The organism is Algoriphagus resistens, from assembly GCF_001442615.1.
Lineage (GTDB): Bacteria > Bacteroidota > Bacteroidia > Cytophagales > Cyclobacteriaceae > Algoriphagus > Algoriphagus resistens.
On the sequence record NZ_LMXN01000003.1, the window covers coordinates 292734 to 311363 of the forward strand.

Below are 18630 nucleotides of genomic sequence, written 5' to 3' on the forward strand. Positions count from 1 at the left end.
ATTAGGCATGGAAAAGCTACTTAAGACTTCAAATCAGTTTCAATGGACATACGAGCCTGCGTTAATATCGATGCTGGCTCCGGTAGCATGATCGGCTAATCCAGAACACAATAATGTCACCATAGGTGCAATATCTTCAGGTTTTGTCAGCTCATTCAGCGCAATGTCGTTGAGAGCAAACTTCTCTCCGTATTTAGACAGGATTTCCTCAGCCATATCTGTCCGTGTAAAACCCGGAGCAATCAAGAAGGCCTTGATTCCCTGTTTGCCATAGTGCCTGGCAATAGATCTTGTCAAACTGATAATAGCACCTTTGGAAGCCGCATAAGCTAAGTAATCTGTTGTATCACCCCGAAAACCTGCCCTGGAAGATATATTAACGATTCGACCATTTTGATGTATCAGTGCATGTTCGACAAAATCCTTACAGAGAATTGCCAGAGCGGTGGTATTTACTTGAAGCGTTTCCTGCCAGATCATCACCCATTCTTTTGTCGGCAGGGTATCTGAAGCTGATCGTGCTATTCCTGCATTGTTGATCAGTGCTGAAATTGGTCCGTATTTCTTAACCAGTTTTGGTATAAAGCCTATGACTTGATTTACGTCAGAAAGATCACAGGATTCTGTATAAGCAGGATTCTCAAGTTCATTCAAGAGCTTTTCTGCTTCAGCTGCATTCGTGTTATAATGAATAATTACTTCAGCCCCTGATTCCGAAAGTTGCCTGGCAATAGCCCTGCCTATACCTCGTGAAGCCCCTGTAACGAGTATTCGTTGATTTTTGAGGGAAATGTTCATGCCATGAAACTATCACTTTTCCATTCTTAAGCTATTCAAATCTTTTATAAATGCAGCAGGAGCGACCATTTTTCCAGAAGTCACCAAATGAATATGATCTGAGAAATACTTTGGTTCATTGAGCAGTCTCGAGTGATTGAACACCTGGTAGGGAGCTTCTGCCTCCACAGTGATATCGTCACGCACATATAGTGCGATGTAAATAATGAGCTTGCTCCGGTTTGCTTCTGTCAGTTCTTTAATCTCCTGAAGCACTGGGTTGCTTAAGGAAAACACCAAGCTCAATAGCGTTGAAAAGCATACTACTAGAAATATCGGTTTAGTAGTTCAAACTTACCACTTTTCACGAATGATCAGATGCTGGATTTGTGCCAAATGATGCATGGAATGCCAATGATACATCAAAGTCACCTCGGATAGTGGCACAGTTGTTTGGTTTTCCGGGTGGAAATAGGTTCGTTGATAATCTGATGAGGTCATGCTTTCCAGTATAACTGCCCACTTTAGATGTATTCCCTTTATTAATGTAAGGGCAGTATCAGTTGGACCCGAATAATCAGGCAGTCTAGCCCAAGAAGTTTCATCGTAAGGTTTGATGGTGGGATTATGTTCGGTCAGAGCCAGTTTGAAGCGTATCAATGCATTCATATGACTGTCGGAAAGGTGATGGACTACCTGCCTTACAGTCCAGCCTCCCGGACGGTAATGCGCGTTCCACTGCTTCTCCGTGAGCTTATTAACCGTATCTTCCAAATACTGCGGAAATAAACGCAGATAATCGATCGCTTCTTTGAGATGTTGGTCTGAAATATTTTCAGGCTTCAGGAATTTGCCTATCGGATACTTCAATAATTCTATATCAATCATAACTAATGTTTATCCCCAGCTGCAATAATAACCAAATCTACATTTTTTGCTCCATTAGCCAAAAGCACACACGCGCACACAAAGACGCCAGTCCTCTTTACATCATCAAGGAAGAGAATTACTGTATTGGCGATCTTCACATACTTTTTCCTAGAATACAGTTGCTCCAGCCTGGATTTTTGGGATTGTGTTACTGTAAAATTTTTACATTTCAATCCATATCCAGCTTCAAGAATACCCCCCTAAGCCCAAGTCCAAACTGCTCACTCAGATTTTAGCCTCAAAGGTTTTGCTTCAGCAGATGCAACGCTACAGAAACAATACCATCCCTGTGCTTTCCGTACCTATTTCACCAAGGATTTTGCCTTATAAAGCCCTTGATTACTGAGCAAATTATTGCCTATTCCTATAGTTTGGATGATGAAGATGTTATTGGCAATTTACACTATTGATAAATTACAACTAAGCCATTACCAAGCCCACTGTGCTTAAGGCATCTACCTTATCACTTAGTTTATTATCAGTCTGCCTTAACTGATAGCTAGTGATAGGAAGAGCGCCTTTACCTATACAAGAGCCTTTTCTCATGGTTATGGAGAGATGTCCTCCACACAAACGTTTGTAAGGAACTATCAAATCCAAAAAAACTTCTTCAAAAAATAAACGCTTTGTGAAAAAGGCATGTTCCTATCTGCCAAGGGCAAATAGTGGTATATTTGCTACTTAATTCTTTCCTAAACAGTTAAGTTAATGAATCTCATAGAGGAATTCAATGCCTACCGTAGCCAAATGAACGAGAAGATCTTGGCTGAAGACAATAAGGTAATCAAGCGTATATTTAATCTTGATACAAATGCATTTGCTGAAGGGTCTATAGATATCAAGTCCAAGGAAATGATCGGGCTAGCTTGTTCCATGGTATTAAGGTGTGACGACTGTGTCAAGTATCATTTAGGAAAATGCTATGAAGCAGGCTTGACTAAAGAACAACTATTTGAAGTATTTTCAATAGCTACATTGATAGGGGGGACAATAGTGATTCCACATTTGAGAAGAGCGACGGAATACTTAGAAACACTTGAAAATCAGTAAGTTATAATGTTCAAGCGCGATTTAGAATTAGAAAAACGTTGGTCAAAATTATTAGAAGGTCTCAAGGAAACCATAGGTAAAAAACCTGCGGACCTAAATGGCGTACTGTTTCTTATTGGCGTTCAAGAACTTGGTCAGGGAAATAAGATATTTAGCAAAGAGCAAAAGCAAGACCTGATGCACATTGCAGTTTGTAAGGTTTTGAGCTATGATGGGTTTTATGAACTTGACTATGTTGATCAAGATGGTTGGCCACATTGGAAATTAATAAAGGAGCTACCACATTTTGATCTATTGGATCAAGAGAAGCTTTTAAAGATTCAGGTGCTGGAATATTTTGAAAAGGAATACGAAATAGTAATTGAATAAATTGTGAAAATAGTATCATACAACGTAAACGGCATTCGTGCTGCGATGAATAAGGGTTTTATCGACTGGCTTAAACAAGTGAATCCAGATGTAATTGGTTTACAAGAGGTCAAGGCAACCTTAGATCAAATAGATGTTACTATTTTCCAAGATTTAGGTTACGAAATATATTGGTACCCAGCATTCAAAAAGGGTTATAGTGGCGTTGCTGTTTTGACCAAAATAAAACCAAAGTCTGTAAAACACGGAATGGATTATTCAAAATATGACGATGAAGGCAGGCTTCTTCAAGTAGATTTTGAGGATTTCTCATTTCTCACAGCATATTTTCCTTCAGGTACCACGGGTGACATCCGCCAAACCTTCAAATATGAATTCTTAGACGATATATATGGGTACATCCAGGATTTAAAGAGAACTAATCCAGATTTCATATTGAGTGGGGACTACAATATTTGCCATAAGCCAATCGACATTCATAACCCAAAATCAAATAAGAACACTTCAGGGTTCTTACCGGAAGAGCGGGCCTGGATGGATAAATTTACAGAATCCGGATTTGTGGATAGTTTCAGAAAATTTAATGACAAACCGCATAATTATACCTGGTGGAGTTATAGAGCAAATTCCCGAGCAAAAAATTTAGGCTGGAGGATTGATTACCATATGGCGACCAGTTCTATGGAAGAACGTCTAAAAAGTTCAACCATATTAGCAGATGCCAAGCATTCCGATCACTGTCCAATATTAATAGAAGTAGAATAAAAGTAGATACTACTCATTGAACAACTTATGATGAAAAGCATAAAAATTTCTATTCCCTCTCTCCTTGAGAATATAAAAATAATTGAAAGTTTCATCGACAATGCTCGTGAAAAATTTGAGATCAATGATGATATCTATGGGAATATTATGATTTCGGTAACTGAGTGCATTAGTAACGCAATCATACATGGAAATCAAGGAGATAAAAATAAGCTAGTTCACCTAGAATTAACGATTGAAGAAGACCTGCTTCTATTCACTATTCAGGACGAAGGAGATGGCTTTGACCACAATGAACTCAAAGACCCCACATCACCGGAAAACATTGAAAAGACAGGAGGCAGGGGAATATTCTTGATAAAGCATCTTTCTGACGATGTAAAATTTGAGGAGAATGGTACAAAGGCAGTTTTATCATTTTACATGAATTAGGCTATGTCTATTAATTTCTTTACCGAAGACGTTTCATTTTCACTGAAAGAAAAGAGAAAAAGGAAAGTCTGGTTAAAGCAGCTTGCAAAAGCTGAAAACCATGAAATTCTAGCGCTCAATTACGTGTTTTGTTCTGATGAATACCTACTCAGCATTAATGTAGAATACCTAGATCATGATGATTATACAGACATTATCACTTTCGATAATTCCGAGAAAAAGGCAACTATAGAAGGAGATGTATTCATTAGTATAGAACGGGTAAAAGAAAACTCAAAAATTCATCGGGTTGACGAGAAAACAGAACTCAGTAGAGTAATCAGCCATGGCCTTTTTCACTTACTAGGATATAAGGATAAATCCAAAGCTGAAGCAGAGTTAATGAGAAGTAAAGAGGATTTTGCAATCAATTTGTTCGAACAGAGTTAAATGTTCCACGTGAAACATGTGCAAATACTTTCACCGAGAACCATGTGTTTCACGTGGAACAGTAAAATAAAAGAATACGATGTTTCCAATATATGATGTCATAGTAGTAGGAGCGGGACATGCAGGATGTGAAGCTGCACATGCAGCAGCAGCCATGGGTTCAAAGGTGTTATTGTGCACAATGAATATGAATACCATAGCTCAAATGTCGTGCAATCCTGCAATGGGTGGTGTAGCAAAAGGGCAAATTGTTAGAGAAATAGATGCTCTAGGAGGTATGTCTGGCATCATCTCAGATAAATCAATGATCCAGTTTAGGATGCTAAATAGGTCCAAAGGCCCGGCTATGTGGTCGCCAAGATCGCAAAATGACCGCATGAAATTTGCTGAAGAGTGGCGATTAGCACTTGAACGCACTCCGAATGTGGATTTTTGGCAAGAAATGATCACAGGGCTACTGGTGAAAAAGGGACAATTGAAAGGGGTAAGAACTGGAATTGGTATAGAAATCCAAGGCAAAAGTGTTGTACTCACCAATGGAACCTTCCTAAATGGTCAAATTCATATCGGTGAAAAGCAATTTGGAGGAGGGCGGACTGGAGAAGCAGCAGCAAAAGGAATTACCGAACAACTGGTAGAACTAGGCTTCGAATCCGGTAGAATGAAAACCGGAACGCCACCAAGGGTAGATGGAAGAAGCCTGGATTATTCTAAAATGGAAGTTCAACATGGTGATGAAACACCAGAGAAATTCAGCTACTCAGATTCAACTTCTTCCCTAAAAGAGCAAAGAACTTGCTGGATTACCTATACAAACAAAGAGGTTCATACAAGTCTAGAAGAAGGGTTTGATAGATCTCCCATGTTCAACGGTAGAATAAAGGGACTTGGTCCAAGATACTGCCCATCAATTGAGGATAAGATTAATCGATTTGCAGAGCGAGAGAGACATCAAATATTCGTTGAACCAGAAGGATGGAATACTGTAGAAATGTACATTAATGGTTTTTCTACTTCACTTCCGGAAGATGTCCAATACAAGGCTTTAAGAAAAATTGCCGGATTTGAGAACGCAAAAATGTTCCGTCCAGGCTATGCTATCGAATACGACTTTTTCCCCCCCACACAATTGAAGCTCTCCCTTGAGACACAATTGATGGAAAACCTGTACTTCGCAGGACAGATAAATGGGACCACAGGGTATGAAGAAGCGGCTTCACAAGGATTGGTAGCAGGAATCAATGCCAGTCTAAAAACTCAAGAAAAGGATCCTTTCTTGCTGAAGAGATCCGATGCCTACATAGGGGTGCTCATCGATGACCTAATTAACAAGGGCACCGAAGAGCCCTATAGAATGTTTACATCGAGAGCGGAGTTCAGGCTATTACTCCGTCAGGACAACGCAGACTTGAGATTGACCCAAAAAGGATACGATATAGGCTTAGCCTCGGATGAGCGCTTACAAAAAATGAGTACTAAAAAGGAGCAAACAGCAAAACTTATAAACGACCTTAAACAAAAGAAACTCTCTCCTGAACATATAAATCCTGGCTTGGAGCAATCAGGTTCAGCACTGATTAAAGAAAAAATATCAGTGGAAAAACTACTCAAAAGACCCCAAATCAGCCTTCAACAGATGAAGGGATTTAATCCAGAAATTAGCGAATATTTATCCAACTATTCAAATGAGGTGCTAGAGCAGGCAGAGGTACAAATCAAATACGATAGCTATATTGAAAAAGAACAGCAAATGGTAGAGAAGTTGAGCAGTATGGAAAACTTCAAAATTCCATCGAAATTTGACTATATCTCCATCCCTGCGCTCTCAGCAGAAGGAAAACAAAAACTAAACAAGATAAGGCCTGAAACCATGGGGCAAGCCGCTAGAATAAGTGGAGTAACTCCAGCAGACTTATCTATAATCACTGTTTACCTTGGAAGATAAAATGCTTGAAAAACTTACCAAATGTCCACTTTGCAAGAGTGGACATTTTCTTAATTATCAAGAAATAAAAGATTTTGCAGTAAGCCAGAAGTCATTCCTAATTTGCAATTGTACCAACTGTGGGCTAAAATTTACTAATCCAAGACCAACAGAAGAAACTATTGCACCATACTATGATTTCCCAGAATATTTTTCCCACGACGATAAAGCAAAAAATCTTACTCAATTTATTTATCAAAAAGTTAGAAATTATACTACTTCCCAAAAACTAAAACACTTGACCAGCCTAAAACCGCTTAAAGGTAGTTATTTGGATTACGGCTGCGGGACAGCTGAATTGTTAGCCAAAGCGGAAAACAAGGGATGGAAAGTAACCGGAATAGAGCCAAATGAAAAGGCCAAAAAACTAGCCGAAACAAAAATAGATGGAAAAGTATATCAATCCATTAATGACCTTCCCAAAGAAAGCTCCTTTGATATAATTACCTTATATCACGTGCTAGAGCATATCCATTTACTAAGAAAAACTGTTAAAAAATTACTAAAACACTTAAAATCAGATAGTTACATAGTAATTGCTGTACCAAATCCTGATAGCCCAGACGCAATTAAGTACGGGAAGCAATGGGCGGGATGGGATATACCACGGCATCTGTATCACTTTAATCACCAAGCTATAAAAAGCTTCGAAGAGATTTTTGACCTACAGCTTACAAACGAAATTCCAATGATATTTGATAGTTACTATGTTTCCTTATTATCAGAAGGATACACGTACCCAGACCAATCCACGTTAAAGAAGTATTGGAAGGCAATTGTCTCCGGAAAAAAATCCAACAAAGAAGCGGCTAAATCCGCAGGAAATTACTCAAGTAACTTATTTGTCTTTAAAAAGAAGTGAAACAAACTAACCTAATAATTCTTTTAGTTTTAAGCCTATTAGCTTTTTCATGTGCTAAACAAAGCTCACCCATGGGCGGCCCTAGGGACGAGAATCCTCCGGTAGTAGTGGACATGAGTCCGAAAGATCAAAGTCTAAGTATAAAACCCGAGGAAATTATCATCACTTTTGATGAATACATCAAACTGGACAATGCCACCAAAAACATTCTTATTACACCAAGAATAAATAAGGATAAGGTGATTTTTACTGCTCTTAAGAATACGCTGGTAATAGAGCTCAACCAGGAATTAGAAGATAGCACCACCTATGTATTTAACTTCCAAAAATCAATTCAGGACTTGTCAGAAGGAAATCCAGCGGAAAAGCTAAAGCTTGTTTTTTCAACTGGTCAACAAATAGATAGCCTTACATTCTCAGGTTCCGTCAACACCTATTTCCCGGGAAAGAATGACAAACTTGAAGATGCGATAGTAGGCTTATATCCATTTGATGATACTACAGATGTTTACATCGCTCCTCCATACTATTTGACGCAGGTAGATTCGGCAGGAAAATTTAATATCACCAATATTAAAGCCGGAAAATATCTTGCATATGCCTGGCAGGACGACAACAATAGCTTAAAGGCAGAATATAAATCAGAGGCATTCGATTTCATCAGAGACACTATCATTATCGACCAAAATATAGATGGGGTCCAGTTCAATCTCTCGAAAGGTGACCAAAATCCCATTCGACTACTTAGATCATCTCCTTTAGGATCAAATTACACTATAGTATTAAATAAAATCCCGATAGGAATCTCGCTGGAAAATGAGAAACTGGGCAGGGAAATATTTTATACCCTCGGAGATAAACGAGTCAACCTGTTTTCAGAAAAACCAATAGCTGATAGCTTACCTTTCAAAATCAATCTGAAAGATTCAGTTGGCTACGAAATTGATTCGCTCATATGGGCAAAATTTGAAGAATCTGAAAGAAAACCTGAAAAACTAACCATAACACCCAATTCAGGCAAAAGCTTCTTTCAGACATTACCAATCGAATTAACCTTCAATAAACCATTAAAAAACATACAGTACGATTCGCTCTATATAGCATATGATACAGCATCGGTGATTCACATTACCCCTGATATGCTACGTTTCAAAGATTCATTGAGAAGGGATGTCGTTGAAATAAATCTGGGTATTCCTGATTCAATACCATATGAAACTTTTACCATCAAAGCAGCTGACTCTACTTTTATGGATATTGAAGGGCAATTTAATGAAGAGGTTCTATCAGCTAACTATAAGAAACTCAAACAGGAAACACTCGCAGACGCTATTTCAGGGACTATAGAGGGTGCCCAGGCTCCCTTCATCATCCAACTACTAGATAGCAAAAGCGAGATAAAGAGAGAATTCTACATAGAATCCAACAATGCATTCTCTTTTAAATTACTAGAGGCAGGAAACTATCAAATCAGAGTTATTGAAGATACAAACGGAAACCGTCGCTGGGATCCTGCCAATTATGAAGAAAGACGTTATGCGGAACGGACATTCTACTACATAGATCCAGAGACAGGAAATAAGAATATTACTATAAGAGGGGGATGGACACTGACTGATCTTCGAATAAAAGCTTCACCAGAAACAGGTTTGAAAACGATAGAAAACTAGCTGTGGATAAATGTAGCTATAGCTGTGGATAAGAGGGGGTAACTCTAGGAGAACTCACCGGTTATCCACCCACCATCTTTCGACTTTTACTGCAAGGAGATATATTGGGGAAAAGCCAACAGTTATCCACCATATAAAACAATACTATCCACCAACCCTTTTCCAACAGTGAATAAACACCGTTGAATCCACAAAAAATACCTGAACCAATTATTAGATTAAGATACAGTTACTTACATGTGGACAAAAGGGGGATAACCCGTGGGAAACCAAATGGAACGCATGACGATAAAGTGGAGAAGAAAAATTTGCCTCCTTTTCCACAAATCCACAGTCCTAATAACCTTAACAAGGAATTTTTTTAAAAATCTATTTTACAATTATTAAATAAAGAGCAGGTGGATAACTCTTTGTAATCGTCTCATATTTTGGTAATATTATAAGAACCCCAAAATGATGAAACATGACGCCTACAAGACTTTTTGATTTAATTCCTTACCAGCTTGAGACGTATGACAAGAACATTGCGCTTTCGAAAAAAAAGAAAGGAACATGGGAGTCGTTTTCTTCACTAGATTTCAAAGAGACAGTTGACAAGCTAAGTTTGGCATTTTTGAATAAAGGCTTGAATAAGGGAGAGAAAGTTTCAATTATCTCTGAAAATTGTCCAGAATGGAATTTCGTTGATATGGCACTTCAGCAGATCGGAGTCATTTCAGTTCCGGTTTATCCTACTATCACTTCGTCTGATTTTGAATACATTTTTGAACATGCCGATGTCAAGATGATTTTCGTCGGTGACCAGGATATTTATAATAAAGCTAAAACGGTCTCAGGCGAACGGATGATTTGTAGTTTTTCGGTTTTGGAAGGTGCAGTCTTTTGGGAGGATTTTTTGGCCAGTGGGGAAAATGGGAGTATAGTTGAGCTGGAACGATTGAAAGCTGAAGTTGAGCCAGCTGATATGTTTACGATCATTTACACCTCAGGCACCACAGGCCGGCCAAAGGGGGTGATGCTTTCCCATACCAATGTTCTTTCAAATGTATTGGCGGTTGCTTCGATAATGACACCTCCTGCTGGTTCATCAAGAGCATTGAGTTTTCTTCCCCTTTGCCATATATATGAGCGTACAGGCGTATTTTGCTTTATGTACTTGGGATTTTCCATATATTATGTAGAAAGTATGGAGACATTGGCAGAAAACATGAAAGAAATCAGGCCACATACTTTTAATACTGTTCCACGTCTTTTGGAGAAGATTTATGATAAGATAGTCACCAAGGGATATGAGCTTACCGGTATCAAGAAAGGCCTTTTCTTTTGGGCGCTAAATCTTGGGCTGGAATATGATCCTGCGAAGAATATGGGATTTTGGTATGACTTTCAGCTGAAAATAGCCAACAAGCTTATTTTCAGTAAATGGAGGGAAGCTTTGGGAGATGAAGTTCTTCAGATTAATTCGGGGGCTTCGGCCTTACAGCCAAGATTGGCCAGGGTATTCTGGTCGGCAGGTATAAAAGTCTGTGAGGGATACGGTCTGACAGAGACATCCCCGGTAGTGTCTGCTTCTATTTGTACTCCGAATGAGATGAGGATCGGCTGGGTAGGAAAGCTTGTGCAGGATGTAAAAGTTGAAATAGCAGAAGACGGCGAAATTCTGGTCCAAGGGCCCAATGTGATGCTTGGCTACTATAGGCTGCCCGAAATGACGGCAGAGGTACTTAAAAACGGCTGGTTTCATACCGGAGACATCGGGACGTTAGACGGAGAATTTCTAAAAATTACAGATCGTAAGAAAGAAATGTTCAAAACCTCCGGCGGGAAATACATCTCGCCTCAATTGATGGAGAATAAATTCAAGGAATCTGTTCTGATTGATCAATTGATGGTAGTAGGAGAAAACAGGAATTTTCCTGCTGCCCTTATTGTCCCAAGTTTTGGTGGTCTGAAGGATTATTGCCAACACAAAGGCATTCCTTATACATCAAATGAGGAGATGATTCAGAAGCCTGAAATCCAGGAGAAATACGACAGAGAGGTGGAGCAGTTAAACAAATACTTTGGCAAGTGGGAGCAAGTCAAACGTTTTAGTTTATTGGCAGAGCCTTGGGGAATTGAATCGGGAGAATTGACTCCGACTATGAAATTAAAGAGAAAAGTGATTTTGCAGAAATTCCAATCCCAAATCGAGCGCATCTACCAGGAGTGATACACTGATTTAGATTACTTTATAATTTTTTAACAATAGTAAATTCTATTGTTTAAGCGCTTAATTTCTTGCAAATATTCTGTTTCGGCTAGCTTTTTTTCGCGTTCAATAGCAACCTGACTTTTACTTGGAATTTCCCGAGGACCTAATTTGTGATGCATGCATAACTTTTATTCAATATAGTATGCATGCATACATTATTATTTGTAAATTAGAAATCAATAAAATTGAATCAATCAGTAGCGATGAAGAGAGAAGAAACAGTTGATTATCATATTAAAAGTGCTTGGCATGCCATATCTAGAATGTACAACCAACAAGCTGCTGCGGAGGGATTTACCACCGCTATCGGTTTTGTATTGATCAACATTAACTCAAAAGAAGGAACCCCGGCTACCAAGATTGCGCCGCAAATAGGCTTGGAGACCCGAAGCTTAACACGTATGTTGAAGACGATGGAAGAAAAGGGACTCATTTTCAAAAAGCCCGATTTAATCGATAAGCGCTCAGTGCGGATTTACCTTACCGAAGAAGGAAAAAGAAAGAAGAACATTTCTGTAAATACCATTCGGGAGTTTAATGAACAGGTACGTGAAATAGTTTCTGAAGAAGATCTAAATCACTTTTTTAGCGTATTCGAAAGGATACAGCTTGTCATTGACCAGGTGCAGATGGACAAAGGGATAGATATAAACAGACCGATATTTGAATTATAGACCAAAAACCACAAATTAATAAGACCAAAAGCCCAAGAATATGAATAGAACCATTAAAAAAGTTGCCGTTTTAGGTTCGGGAGTTATGGGATCCAGAATAGCCTGTCATTTTGCCAATATTGGCGTTCAGGTACTTTTATTGGATATTGTACCTTTTGAACTCACAGAACAGGAACAGAAAAAGGGACTCACTAAGGAAGACTCCATTGTCAGAAATCGAATAGTTACTGCAGCTTTGCAAAGCACGTTGAAGTCAAATCCTTCAGCTATCTATGATAAGGCTTTTGCATCCAGGATCACCACAGGAAACTTTGATGATGACCTTCCGAAAATAAAAGATTACGATTGGGTGATTGAGGTAATAGTCGAAAGATTGGATATCAAGCAATCTCTTTTTGAAAAAGTCGAAATACATAGAAAGCCAGGAACGCTGATTACCTCAAATACTTCTGGAATACCCATGCACTTAATGTGTGAAGGAAGGTCAGAAGACTTTCAGGAGAATTTTGTCGGAACTCACTTTTTCAATCCACCCCGATATCTCAGACTCCTGGAGATAATCCCAGGGCCCAAAACTAAGCCTGAAATTGTTGACTTCATGATGGAATATGGGGACAAATTTCTCGGGAAAGAAACCGTCCTATGTAAAGATACTCCTGCATTCATTGCGAACAGGATAGGCGTTTATGCAATTCTTTCCGCGATGCACACCATCGAGAAAATGGGGCTGGGAGTATCTCAAGTAGATAAATTGACCGGAACGGTGATTGGACGAGCTAAATCCGCCACTTTTAGAACGATGGATGTGGTGGGACTGGACACTACAGTGAATGTTGCCAATAATCTTTATAAAGCTTTACCAAATGACGAATCCAGGGATAAATTCAAGCTTCCACAGATAGTTGAAGTCCTACATACAAATAAGTGGTTTGGGGATAAGACAGGTCAGGGATATTTCAAAATGATCCGCCATGATGATGGATCAAAAGAATTGAAAGAAATCGATTTTGAGACTTTTGAATACAAGGATGTAGAAAAGCCACAATTTAAAGCGTTGGAAGCTTCCAAGGAATTTGAAAATTTAAGGGAAAGGATCAAATTTCTGGTGAATTTTGATGATCGTGCGGGAGAATTTTACCGGGCCACGTATTATGATTTGTTCAGGTATTGTTCCAATCGTATTCCGGAGATTTCGGATGAGTTGTATAGAATTGATCAGGCAGTTTCTGCCGGCTTTGGCTGGGAGCTTGGCCCTTTTGAGACTTGGGATGTGCTCGGTGTCACAGAGACGGTAGAAAAGATGGAATCAGCCGGAGAAAAACCGGCAGCTTGGGTGTATGAGATGCTGGAAGCAGGAAGCGATTCTTTTTACAAAGTAGAAAATGGTAAAAAACACTATTACGACATTTCAAGTAAGTCCTACAAAGAGATTCCGGGGCTTGAAGAATTTATTATTCTAGACACCCTAAAATCTGCCGGAAAAAAAATCTGGAACAATGCTGGCGCCTCAGTATATGATATGGGAGATGAGGTGATTGGATTGGAATTCCATACCAAAATGAACGCTATGGGAGCTGAGGTGATCGAAGGGATCAATACAGCGATCGGTTTGGCAGAGAAGTCTCACAAAGGACTGGTAATCGGGAATGAAGGGGCAAATTTCTCAGCTGGAGCTAATCTTGCTATGCTGTTTATGTTTGCGGGAGATCAGGATTTCGATGAGATCAACCTGATGATTTCCCAATTCCAAAACACCATGATGCGCGCTCGTTTTTCTTCGGTGCCTGTTGTAGTTGCGCCGCATAATATGGCTTTAGGAGGTGGATGTGAACTCTCACTTCATTCGGATCACGTTCAAGCCCACGCTGAATTGTACATGGGGTTAGTGGAAGTAGGTGTTGGTTTGATTCCTGCCGGAGGCGGTACCAAGGAGATGACATTGAGGTTTTCCAATAGTCTGATTTCCGGAGACGTGGAATTGAACCAGTTGCAGGAATATTTCATGAATATAGCCATGGCTAAAGTGTCCACATCTGCGGAGGAAGCAAGAAATCTGGGTTACTTGAGAAAATCTGATGGAATTACGCTGAACAGAAAGCGCCAATTGGCAGAGGCAAAATCCAAGGTGCTTTCCATGTATGAAGCGGGCTACACCCAGCCAATAGAGCAGACAACTATTAAAGTATTGGGCAGAGAGTCGTTGGCATTGTTTGATGCAGGGGTGACTGGAATGCAGTATGGTGCATACATCTCTGAGCATGATGCGAAAATCGCCAGAAAATTAGCATGGGTCATGTCGGGTGGAGATTTGTCTTCCCCTACTGAAGTTTCAGAGCGATACCTTCTTGATTTGGAGAGAGAAGCGTTTCTTAGCCTGACTGGTGAGCAGAAAACACTGGAACGTATCCACAGTATTTTATTCAAAGGAAAACCGCTTCGGAATTGAAACCCGACGAAAGAAGGGCCAAGTGCGAAGTAACTCAACATGTAACTACAATAATCTCAAATGGAAGCTTATATAATTAATGGATATAGATCGGCGGTAGGAAAAGCCAAAAAAGGCGGATTCAGATTTTATCGCCCAGATGATCTGGCAGCAGATGTGATCAAGCACTTAGTAGCAAATACTCCAGGATTGGAAACCAAAATGGTAGATGACCTGATCGTTGGAAATGCAGTCCCGGAGGCGGAACAAGGTATGCAAATGGGAAGGATGATTTCTCTTCTGGCTCTGGGAGTAGAAAACCCGGGGTTTATCGTGAACAGATACTGTGGTTCTGGAATCGAGGCTATTGCATTGGCAGTTGCGAAAGTAAAAACCGGAATGGCGGATTGTATCATCGCCGGTGGGACTGAATCTATGTCCCTTGTACCGATGATGGGATATAAGACTGTGTTGAATTATAAAATTGCCACTGAGCATCCTTCCTATTACCTCAGCATGGGACTGACAGCAGAGGAGTTGGCAAAAGAATATAGTATTACCCGTGAAGAATCAGATGAATTTTCTGTGAAATCGCACGAGAAAGCCTTAGCGGCAATAGCAGGGGGAAAGTTTAAAGATGAAATCGTGCCAGTGGAAGTAGAAGAAACGTATCTCGACGAAAAGGGGAAAAAGAAAACCCGAAAATATGTAGTTGATACAGATGAAGGACCACGCCCCGGAACCACAATGGAAGTACTGGCAGGATTGAAGCCGGCATTTAAAAACGGCGGCCAGGTCACAGCAGGTAATTCCTCTCAAACCTCTGACGGAGCTGCTTTCGTAGTTGTAATGTCAGAACGACTGGTGAAGGAATTGAATATGGAGCCAATTGCAAGGATGATGTCTTATAGCGCTGCCGGTGTAGACCCTAGAATTATGGGAATAGGGCCAAAATTGGCTGTTCCGAAAGCACTAAAGCAAGCAGGGCTAAGTTTGAATGACATTGATTTGATTGAATTGAATGAGGCATTTGCCGCTCAGGGATTATCGGTAATCAAAGCGTTAAACCTCAATCCGGAAATTGTCAATGTAAATGGTGGAGCTGTAGCACTTGGACATCCGTTGGGATGTACAGGAGCAAAACTTTCTATTCAAATGTTCAATGAGCTTAGACGCCAGAATAAGAAGTATGGGTTAGTCACAGCTTGTGTCGGAGGCGGTCAGGGAGTCGCTGGGGTTTACGAGCTTTTGAAATAAGCTTCTTAATCATCTTACCATTCTACAAGTTCAATCTCAAATGAATAAGAAGCGATGAATAACCATGTTCTATACTGAGTTTTACGTCTAGCATTTAAAATCTTAAGTCTTAAAATATACTAATGGCCACCCAAACTAAATCCACCCAAGGAGGAGAATTCCTCATTAAGGAAACTGATGCGAAAGACATTTTTATTCCTGAAGAGTTTACCGAAGAACAACAAATGATGGCTCAGGCCTGTCAGGATTTTATTGATACGGAGATCACTCCACGTATAGATGAGATCGACAGTATGAAGAATCCTGAGCTTGTTCCATCCATATTCAAAAAAGCAGGAGATCTTGGCCTTCTGGGCATCGCTGTTCCCGAGGAATATGGAGGAATGGGCATGAGCTTCACTACATCTATGCTGATTGCTGATATCATCGGTGCAGCAGGTTCTTTTTCTACCACATATGGAGCACATACAGGGATCGGCACGCTACCTATTCTATATTATGGGACAGAAGAGCAGAAGAAAAAATACCTTCCTAAGCTTGCTACAGGTGAATGGGCAGCTTGCTATTGCCTTACAGAACCAGAAGCTGGATCTGATGCGAACAGTGGAAAAACAAAAGCTACGCTTTCTACAGATGGGAAAACATACCTCATCAATGGTCAGAAGATGTGGATTTCCAATGCGGGATTTGCAGATCTTTTTATTGTCTTTGCTAAAATAGAGAATGATAAAAATCTTACCGCTTTTATCGTAGAGAAGTCATTTGGTGGAATCACGATGAATGAGGAAGAAAAAAAGATGGGGATCAAAGGCTCCTCTACACGTCAGGTGTTTTTCAATGATTGTCCGGTGCCTGTGGAGAATATGCTTTCAGAACGTCAGAACGGATTTAAAATCGCCGTTAATGTTCTCAATATTGGTCGGGTAAAACTAGGTTCAGGAGTGCTTGGAGGTGTTCGTACAGTGATTACCAATGCAATCAAGTATTCTACTGAGCGTAAGCAATTCGGAGTAAGTATCAATTCCTTCGGAGCGATCAAATCCAAATTGGGTGAAATGGCTACTAAGTGCTTTGTTTCTGAAGCATTATGCTACCGGGCCGGTCAGGATATTGAAAATAAAATTGAGGCAATGATAGCTGACGGGATGGAAGCGAACGAGGCCAAATTGAAAGGGGTAGAGGCCTTTGCGATCGAATGTACCATTGCCAAAGTGCAGTGTTCCGAAGTATTGGATTATGTAGTCGATCAGGGTGTACAAATCTATGGAGGGATGGGATACTCAGCCGAGGCACCTATGGAGAGAGCCTACCGCGATGCACGTATCGCCAGAATTTATGAAGGGACGAATGAAATCAATCGTATGCTGATGGTCGGAATGCTTCTGAAGCGGGCAATGAAAGGAGAGATCAATATTTTCGATCCAGCTATGGCAGTTTCCAAAGAACTTACCTCAGTACCTTCATTTGAAACCATTGACACTTCTGAGCTTTTTGCAGCTGAAAAAGAAGTCTTGAAAAAACTGAAGAAAGTATTCTTGATGGTTGGCGGAAAAGCTGCGATGGCACTTCAGGACAAGATAGAGGATGAGCAGGAGATTATGATGAATCTTGCAGATGTAATGATTGAGATTTACGCGAGCGAGTCCGCAATTCTCCGAACCGAAAAACTCGTTTCCCTGAAAGGTGAGGAAGCGTGTAAAAACCAGATTATCATGGCTCAGATTTACCTTTCAGAAGCGGTGGACAAAATTAACACTGCTGCGAAAGAAGCAATAGGTAGCTTCACCAAAGGTGATGAGCAGAAAGTAATGCTGATGGGTCTGAAGCGCTTTACGAAATCAGAACTCTATAACACAAAAGAGCTCCGCAGACAGCTTGCTGATTACATGATTGACAAAGGGAAATATCCTTTTTAATAGTAGGATTACTTGAAATATCATACCTCCGGAATGAAAAGTTTCGGAGGCTATTTGGTTACCTTGTAGCTTTAATACAATGAAGTACACCCAAGACCAAGACCAGAATGTATGCTATAGGACCGTTTAAAATTATTGGAATAGCTCTCAGAACTTCCAATGCAAATAATAAAGCTTCCGAAGATTTGGGTGCTCTCTGGGAAAGATTCTTTGTAGAGCAGATTGGGGAAAAAATATCGGGAAAAGTCAGTGAGGAAATTTTTGCAATCTACACAGACTACGAGACTGACTACACCGGAGAATATACTTGTCTGATTGGATATGAGGTAAATAACCTGAATAAAATAGCTGAAGGTTTAGTTGGGAGAGAATTTGACGGGGGCAAATATAATAAGTTTGTAGCTAAGGGAATAATGCCAGAAGCAGTCGTAAATTCTTGGAAGGAAATCTGGGCAAAAGACGGGGAATTAAACAGAAAATATAGTGCTGATTTTGAAATATATGGTCCTAAGTGTCAACTAGGGGATGCTTCGGAAGTGGAGATATTCATTGCTGTGAAATAAGTATTTTAGGGAATAGACTGGATGAAAAATAGTTGTGGTGTCGGATTGCGAGTTGGAGAATTCCCCCTACCTTAACAGGAATCAGTTACATCATTTCTCCAATGAAACTATGGCTAAGCAACCAGAAGGTAAACCAAAAAACGACAAGTCTCAGCCGACAAAGACGCTGAAGGAAAAGCGAGCCGCCAAAGCCGCTAAAAAGGAAAGTAAAAAAAGAGATTAATCAAGAAGCAGGAGCTAGAAGCTCCTGTTTTTTTATTTCCTTCGCGGAGG

17 protein-coding genes are annotated in these 18630 nt (G+C 40.0%); 14 read left to right on the forward strand and 3 right to left on the reverse strand.

The window, feature by feature from the left end; genetic code table 11:
• Positions 1–39 precede the first annotated feature (39 nt).
• The 3 genes from AS141_RS07540 to AS141_RS07550 form a co-directional block, all read right to left on the reverse strand.
• Positions 40–798 (reverse strand): SDR family NAD(P)-dependent oxidoreductase, encoded by a 759-nt coding sequence (locus AS141_RS07540; RefSeq protein WP_057937030.1) that lies wholly within the window; start codon positions 796–798, stop codon positions 40–42.
• Between the two features lie 12 nt (positions 799–810).
• On the reverse strand, positions 811–1053 hold the full coding sequence (locus AS141_RS07545) for a hypothetical protein (protein WP_157243409.1): 243 nt from the start codon (positions 1051–1053) through the stop codon (positions 811–813).
• A gap of 78 nt (positions 1054–1131) precedes the next feature.
• Positions 1132–1665 (reverse strand): YfiT family bacillithiol transferase, encoded by a 534-nt coding sequence (locus tag AS141_RS07550; RefSeq protein WP_057937032.1) that lies wholly within the window; start codon positions 1663–1665, stop codon positions 1132–1134.
• Positions 1666–2415: 750 nt separating this feature from the next.
• Here AS141_RS07550 and AS141_RS07560 point away from each other — a divergent pair.
• From AS141_RS07560 to AS141_RS07625, 14 genes are all read left to right on the forward strand, one after another.
• Positions 2416–2757, forward strand: a complete 342-nt coding sequence (locus AS141_RS07560; protein WP_057937034.1) for a carboxymuconolactone decarboxylase family protein — start codon at positions 2416–2418, stop codon at positions 2755–2757.
• A gap of 6 nt (positions 2758–2763) precedes the next feature.
• Positions 2764–3126: a hypothetical protein gene (locus tag AS141_RS07565; protein ID WP_057937035.1), complete on the forward strand. Its 363-nt coding sequence runs from the start codon at positions 2764–2766 to the stop codon at positions 3124–3126.
• A gap of 3 nt (positions 3127–3129) precedes the next feature.
• A complete protein-coding gene (locus AS141_RS07570) occupies positions 3130–3891 on the forward strand; it encodes an exodeoxyribonuclease III (protein ID WP_057937036.1) in 762 nt (253 codons plus the stop codon).
• Positions 3892–3921: 30 nt separating this feature from the next.
• Entirely contained in the window at positions 3922–4323 is a 402-nt protein-coding gene (locus AS141_RS07575) for an ATP-binding protein (protein WP_057937037.1), read from the forward strand.
• 3 nt (positions 4324–4326) lie between these two features.
• Complete coding sequence (ybeY, locus tag AS141_RS07580) at positions 4327–4752, forward strand: rRNA maturation RNase YbeY (RefSeq protein WP_057937038.1); 426 nt, start codon at positions 4327–4329, stop codon at positions 4750–4752.
• A 79-nt stretch (positions 4753–4831) separates the two neighbouring features.
• Entirely contained in the window at positions 4832–6697 is a 1866-nt protein-coding gene (mnmG, locus tag AS141_RS07585; RefSeq protein WP_057937039.1) for a tRNA uridine-5-carboxymethylaminomethyl(34) synthesis enzyme MnmG, read from the forward strand.
• Positions 6687–7598, forward strand: coding sequence for a class I SAM-dependent methyltransferase (locus AS141_RS07590; RefSeq protein ID WP_232424842.1), 912 nt, complete (start codon positions 6687–6689; stop codon positions 7596–7598). Before mnmG ends, AS141_RS07590 begins: the two co-directional genes overlap by 11 nt.
• Before the next feature lie 71 nt (positions 7599–7669).
• Positions 7670–9268, forward strand: coding sequence for an Ig-like domain-containing domain (locus AS141_RS07595; RefSeq protein ID WP_232424843.1), 1599 nt, complete (start codon positions 7670–7672; stop codon positions 9266–9268).
• A 463-nt stretch (positions 9269–9731) separates the two neighbouring features.
• Positions 9732–11480 (forward strand): AMP-dependent synthetase/ligase, encoded by a 1749-nt coding sequence (locus tag AS141_RS07600; protein ID WP_057937042.1) that lies wholly within the window; start codon positions 9732–9734, stop codon positions 11478–11480.
• 245 nt (positions 11481–11725) lie between these two features.
• Positions 11726–12196 (forward strand): MarR family winged helix-turn-helix transcriptional regulator, encoded by a 471-nt coding sequence (locus tag AS141_RS07605; RefSeq protein ID WP_057937043.1) that lies wholly within the window; start codon positions 11726–11728, stop codon positions 12194–12196.
• Positions 12197–12236: 40 nt separating this feature from the next.
• On the forward strand, positions 12237–14642 hold the full coding sequence (locus AS141_RS07610; protein WP_057937044.1) for a 3-hydroxyacyl-CoA dehydrogenase/enoyl-CoA hydratase family protein: 2406 nt from the start codon (positions 12237–12239) through the stop codon (positions 14640–14642).
• 60 nt (positions 14643–14702) lie between these two features.
• Positions 14703–15878: a thiolase family protein gene (locus tag AS141_RS07615; RefSeq protein WP_057937045.1), complete on the forward strand. Its 1176-nt coding sequence runs from the start codon at positions 14703–14705 to the stop codon at positions 15876–15878.
• 122 nt (positions 15879–16000) lie between these two features.
• Positions 16001–17794: an acyl-CoA dehydrogenase family protein gene (locus AS141_RS07620; protein WP_057937046.1), complete on the forward strand. Its 1794-nt coding sequence runs from the start codon at positions 16001–16003 to the stop codon at positions 17792–17794.
• Between the two features lie 107 nt (positions 17795–17901).
• Positions 17902–18357, forward strand: coding sequence for a GyrI-like domain-containing protein (locus AS141_RS07625; RefSeq protein ID WP_057937047.1), 456 nt, complete (start codon positions 17902–17904; stop codon positions 18355–18357).
• The last annotated feature ends 273 nt before the right edge of the window (positions 18358–18630 follow it).

Bases quoted from the DNA above. Each gene is read 5' to 3' on its own strand.
- AS141_RS07605 (WP_057937043.1), top strand. From the start codon at position 11,726: ATGAAGAGAGAAGAAACAGTTGATTATCATATTAAAAGTGCTTGGCAT.
- AS141_RS07565 (WP_057937035.1), top strand. From the start codon at position 2,764: ATGTTCAAGCGCGATTTAGAATTAGAAAAACGTTGGTCAAAATTATTA.
- AS141_RS07610 (WP_057937044.1), top strand. From the start codon at position 12,237: ATGAATAGAACCATTAAAAAAGTTGCCGTTTTAGGTTCGGGAGTTATG.
- AS141_RS07625 (WP_057937047.1), top strand. From the start codon at position 17,902: ATGTATGCTATAGGACCGTTTAAAATTATTGGAATAGCTCTCAGAACT.
- AS141_RS07575 (WP_057937037.1), top strand. From the start codon at position 3,922: ATGAAAAGCATAAAAATTTCTATTCCCTCTCTCCTTGAGAATATAAAA.
- AS141_RS07600 (WP_057937042.1), top strand. From the start codon at position 9,732: ATGACGCCTACAAGACTTTTTGATTTAATTCCTTACCAGCTTGAGACG.
- AS141_RS07620 (WP_057937046.1), top strand. From the start codon at position 16,001: ATGGCCACCCAAACTAAATCCACCCAAGGAGGAGAATTCCTCATTAAG.
- AS141_RS07560 (WP_057937034.1), top strand. From the start codon at position 2,416: ATGAATCTCATAGAGGAATTCAATGCCTACCGTAGCCAAATGAACGAG.
- AS141_RS07550 (WP_057937032.1), bottom strand. From the start codon at position 1,665: ATGATTGATATAGAATTATTGAAGTATCCGATAGGCAAATTCCTGAAG.
- AS141_RS07615 (WP_057937045.1), top strand. From the start codon at position 14,703: ATGGAAGCTTATATAATTAATGGATATAGATCGGCGGTAGGAAAAGCC.
- ybeY (WP_057937038.1), top strand. From the start codon at position 4,327: ATGTCTATTAATTTCTTTACCGAAGACGTTTCATTTTCACTGAAAGAA.
- AS141_RS07540 (WP_057937030.1), bottom strand. From the start codon at position 798: ATGAACATTTCCCTCAAAAATCAACGAATACTCGTTACAGGGGCTTCA.
- mnmG (WP_057937039.1), top strand. From the start codon at position 4,832: ATGTTTCCAATATATGATGTCATAGTAGTAGGAGCGGGACATGCAGGA.
- AS141_RS07595 (WP_232424843.1), top strand. From the start codon at position 7,670: ATGGGCGGCCCTAGGGACGAGAATCCTCCGGTAGTAGTGGACATGAGT.